This window comes from Idiomarina sp. UBA3162, assembly GCF_002364475.1.
Classification (GTDB): Bacteria; Pseudomonadota; Gammaproteobacteria; order Enterobacterales; family Alteromonadaceae; genus Idiomarina.
Genome location: NZ_DEYI01000092.1, coordinates 1 through 4,429, shown reverse-complemented (window position 1 = coordinate 4,429; position 4,429 = coordinate 1). Strand labels below are relative to the sequence as shown.

General features: G+C 45.2%; 6 protein-coding genes and 1 pseudogene. All 7 read left to right on the top strand.

Going from position 1 to position 4,429, the window contains the following annotated elements:
- The first annotated feature begins 12 nt into the window (after positions 1-12).
- The 7 genes and pseudogenes from B2X00_RS12610 (at position 13) to B2X00_RS11185 (ending at position 4,109) form a co-directional block, all read left to right on the top strand.
- On the top strand, positions 13-195 hold the full coding sequence (locus B2X00_RS12610; RefSeq protein ID WP_414653756.1) for a S1 RNA-binding domain-containing protein: 183 nt from the start codon (positions 13-15) through the stop codon (positions 193-195).
- Positions 159-1,166 (top strand): annotated as a pseudogene (locus tag B2X00_RS11210) (30S ribosomal protein S1); the annotation flags it as partial. The gene B2X00_RS12610 and the pseudogene B2X00_RS11210, both read left to right, overlap by 37 nt.
- A 28-nt stretch (positions 1,167-1,194) precedes the next feature.
- The gene (ihfB, locus tag B2X00_RS11205; protein ID WP_071462696.1) at positions 1,195-1,479 is read left to right on the top strand and encodes an integration host factor subunit beta; all 285 of its coding nucleotides are present in this window, start codon (positions 1,195-1,197) and stop codon (positions 1,477-1,479) included.
- Positions 1,480-1,548: 69 nt separating this feature from the next.
- Entirely contained in the window at positions 1,549-1,833 is a 285-nt protein-coding gene (locus B2X00_RS11200) for a lipopolysaccharide assembly protein LapA domain-containing protein (RefSeq protein ID WP_290487673.1), read from the top strand.
- 6 nt (positions 1,834-1,839) lie between these two features.
- Positions 1,840-2,994 carry a lipopolysaccharide assembly protein LapB gene (gene lapB, locus B2X00_RS11195; protein WP_290487672.1) on the top strand — a complete coding sequence of 385 codons (1,155 nt, stop codon included), beginning with the start codon at positions 1,840-1,842 and terminating at the stop codon, positions 2,992-2,994.
- Positions 2,987-3,691 (top strand): orotidine-5'-phosphate decarboxylase, encoded by a 705-nt coding sequence (pyrF, locus tag B2X00_RS11190; RefSeq protein WP_290487670.1) that lies wholly within the window; start codon positions 2,987-2,989, stop codon positions 3,689-3,691. The genes lapB and pyrF overlap by 8 nt, the downstream gene beginning before the upstream one ends.
- Positions 3,692-3,782: 91 nt before the next feature.
- Positions 3,783-4,109 (top strand): ComEA family DNA-binding protein, encoded by a 327-nt coding sequence (locus B2X00_RS11185; RefSeq protein WP_290487666.1) that lies wholly within the window; start codon positions 3,783-3,785, stop codon positions 4,107-4,109.
- Positions 4,110-4,429 lie beyond the last annotated feature (320 nt).

Here is a 4,429-nt window from a genome sequence, read left to right as displayed (position 1 = left end):
TGCTTCGTTGAAATCGAAGAAGGCGTTGAAGGGCTTGTACACGTGTCAGAAATGGACTGGACTAACAAAAACGTTCATCCTTCTAAAGTGGTTAACTTGGATGACACTGTTGAAGTTATGGTTCTTGAAATTGACGAAGAACGTCGTCGTATTTCTNNGCTTGGAAGCGTGTTAAGCACCCAAGTGAAATCGTAAACGTTGGCGATGAAATCACTGTTAAAGTATTGAAGTTTGACCGTGAACGCACTCGTGTATCTCTTGGCCTTAAGCAGTTAGGCGAAGATCCATGGGCTGATATCGCAAACCGCTACCCAGAAGGGCATCGTTTAACTGGTCGTGTTACGAACTTGACTGATTACGGTTGCTTCGTCGAAATCGAAGAGGGTGTTGAAGGTCTTGTTCACGTATCAGAAATGGACTGGACTAACAAAAACGTTCATCCTTCTAAAGTGGTTAACCTGGACGACACTGTTGAAGTTATGGTTCTGGAAATTGACGAAGAACGTCGTCGCATTTCACTAGGCCTTAAACAGTGCAAGCCTAACCCATGGGAAGAGTTTGCGAAGAACCATAATAAAGGCGAGCAAGTTACTGGTAAGATCAAGTCAATCACTGACTTTGGTATCTTCATCGGCCTAGAAGGCGGTATCGACGGTTTGGTTCACCTTTCAGACATCAGCTGGAACGCAACTGGCGAAGAAGCGGTCCGTGATTATAAGAAAGGCGAAGAAGTGACTGCGGTTGTAATGCAAGTTGATGCAGAGCGTGAGCGTATTTCTTTAGGTATCAAACAGCTTGAAGAAGACCCGTTCAACAACTTCTTAGCGGCGAACAAGAAAGGTTCTATCGTAAACGGTACTATCACTGAAGTAGACGCTAAAGGTGCTAAAGTAGAATTAGCAGATAGCGTTGAAGGTTATATCCGTGCAGCTGACATCTCACGTGAGCGCGTTGAAGACGCAAGCACTGAGTTAAACGTTGGCGATAGCGTTGAAGCGCGTTTCATGGGCGTGGATCGTAAGAACCGTACGTTGAGCTTGTCTATCCGTGCGAAAGACGAAGTTGAAGAAAAAGAAGCCGTTGAGCAAGTGAACAAACAGCAAGATAGCTCTGGTATCAACAGTGCTATGGCTGACGCGTTCAAGGCTGCTAAGACCGACGATTAATTAAACCTTGAGTGAGGAGGGTGCCAAGATGACAAAATCGGAGTTGATTGAGAAATTAACCCTGAAGTTTTCGGACCTTCCTCCGCGAACGATTGAGTCTTCTGTTAAAGATATTCTTGAGCAGATGATTCAAAGTTTGGCAAAGGGTCGTCGCATTGAGATACGTGGCTTTGGGAGTTTCTCACTTCATTATCGAGCGCCACGTATCGGTCGTAACCCGAAAACCGGAGAGCGAGTTGAGTTGGACGGTAAGTACGTCCCTCACTTTAAACCGGGGAAAGAGTTACGGGAACGCGTCGACAATTTTAATTAGTTTGCGTTCGTACGTTGAAAACGGCATGCTATACTGGCATGCCGTTTTTATTTATATGAGGCTCGGAACGTGCTTAGACGGATATTAATATTAGTTCCCATCATCCTCTTGTTTTTGCTAGCACTCGCGTTTGGTGCGCAAAACCCAACCGCTGTCAGTGTAAACTTTTTAGTAGCAAAAGCAGACTTCTCTGTAGCAGGTTTAGCCGCGATTTTTCTCGCTGTTGGTTTTGCCATCGGTCTGGTCTTGTTAATGCTGTATGGCATTAAATGGCGTATGCGCAATGCCAAGTTAGAAAGGCGATTAAAGCGAGCAGAGCAAAAGGCGACTGAATCACGTGAAAAACAGTCGTAAACATTTATGTTAGAACTGTTGTTTTTACTTCTTCCTGTTGCCGCAGCCTATGGTTGGTTCATGGGACGCAACAGTGTGCGTTCAGAAGAGCGTAAAGAGCAGCAACAGTTCTCAAAGAAGTATGCAACGGGACTTAATCTATTACTCTCCGATGAACCCGATAAGGCTGTTGACCTGTTTGTCGAACTGCTAGACGTTGATAGCGACACACTTGAGACTCATTGGACGCTAGGTACTTTGTTTCGCCGCCGTGGCGAAGTAGAACGCGCCATCAAAATCCATCAGAATCTCATTAACAGAAGCAATATCACAGAATACGATCGGCTCAATGCCATGTTTGAGCTCGGTAAGGATTACTTATCCGCGGGCATTTATGACCGAGCAGAGCAAATGTTTGCGCGTTTGCAAGACCACAAATTATTTAGAAGCGCGAGTCGACATTATTTACTCGAGCTTTTCCAAGCGACCCATGATTGGGATAAAGCGATAAAAGTCGCTCTGCGACTTAATAGAGATGACCACATAGAAACCGTGGTAGGACAGTTGTACTGCGAATTATCGTTGACAGAGCAATCGATAGTTAAGCAAATTAAGTATTGTAAAAAGGCGCTTAAATACGATAAGCGCTGTGTACGAGCGAGTATTTTACTGGGTCAAATCTACGCTGGACGTAACCAACTCAGAGAAGCCATTCACTGTTATGAATTCGTGCTTGAACAAGACAAACAGTTTATCCGTGATGTGTTGCAACCCCTCAAAGCCTGTTATACGAGCGTAAATGATGAAGCGGGCTATATCGAGTTTCTTAATCGATGTGTCGCCGCTAACGCAGGTACCAGCGCGGTAATCGAGTTGTCAGAATACTTATTTGAAAACCAAGGCGGTGATGCCGCAGAACGCTTTATCCGTTCAGCGATGGAGCAACACGCAACCATGCGCGGTTTCCACCAGCTCATGGACTTTCACATTCGGGCAGCCGATGTCGGCAATGCTCGTGAGAGTTTACGCATGTTACAGAAAATGGTCGCTGAGCATATTAAACAACGTCCGAGTTATGCTTGCCGCCAGTGCGGCTTCTCAGGACAAACCCTCTATTGGCAATGCCCTTCATGCAAGACATGGGGCTCCACAAAACCCATTAAAGGATTAGACGGTGAATAGCAAAAGCTTACCTTTGATTTACGTTGCGCTCGATTTTGACACGGCGGGAGAGGCTAACCAACTCGTAGAACAACTTGACGCGACGTCAGTTGGGCTTAAAGTTGGCAAAGAATTGTTTACTGCCGCTGGACCTGAGGCGGTTAAACGTTGGGTGAAACAAGGCTTTTCAGTTTTTCTCGATCTTAAGTTTCACGATATTCCTAACACGGTCGCAAAGGCGGTGGTACAAGCGGCACGACTCGGCGTAGACGTAGTCAATGTTCATGCGTCAGGTGGCCGCACTATGATGCACACGGCAAAAGCGGCACTGGAGAAAGAAGGTCACCGCCCGTTATTGATCGCGGTCACTGTGCTGACAAGTATGAGTGATGAAGATTTATCAGAAATCGGTATTCAGCGTAATGCTGAAGAGCAAGTCTTAGCATTAGCAAAATTGACCCAAGCGGCGGGCTTAGATGGCGTCGTGTGTTCAGCTCAAGAAGCGAAAATGTTGAAATCGGCATTGGGTGATGCGTTCAAGTTGATGACGCCAGGTATTCGCCCCGCAGGGAGTCAACAGGATGATCAAAAGCGTGTTATGACACCAGAGCAGGCACAGCAGGCGGGCGTCGATTATATGGTGATTGGTCGACCGATTACAAAAGCAAGTAATCCTGCACAGGTAGCGTCTGAGATAGTTGCATCCTTGGCACATTAATCACGTATTTACAACCAAACTATCCCCATTTTTTCTCCTCTTCACTATGCTTGTTGCGCTGAGTTGCTCAGCGTGGCAAGAGGAGAAATCAATGTTACGTAAATTTTTATTACCTGCGGCCATCGTCGCATTGTCGGGCCTGTCTATTGGCAAAGTAGCGGTAGCTGCGCCCGTGCATACGTCCACAGCACCTTATTTACAAACTGCAGAAAGCAAAGCCGATAAACTTAATATCAATACCGCCACCGCGGCTCAAATAGCAGCGGCGATGGTCGGTGTTGGTAAGTCTAAAGCTGAGAATATCGTTAAGTTTCGCGAGCAACTGGGCGGCTTCAAAAACTTAGATCAATTACTTGAGGTTAAAGGTATTGGTCAGCGCACGCTTGATAAAAATCGAAGCAAATTGACGTTAGAGTAGTGCTACGAGCCAGTGGGAGTAATAAAAAAAGGCTGCCGAGTGGGCAAGCCGTTCGGTTAACGTGGTGCTTTTTTTAGTATCATCCTAAAAGCAACTGCATATAAAAATATCTAATTTTTATTTGTAGTTGCTTTATTACTTTTGAATTCTGATTCCCATACTAAGGTTAAGTAAAGTTATTACCTCAATTTAAAATGCTATTACTATTTAGTGCTCATTGTACGGTACTTAGTAATTTCAAAATGATTTTTGGAATCAATCGCCTGTTGTAATCCCTGCAATTGATTTAGAACGGTTTATACCTTGCATCGCTTGCTTGG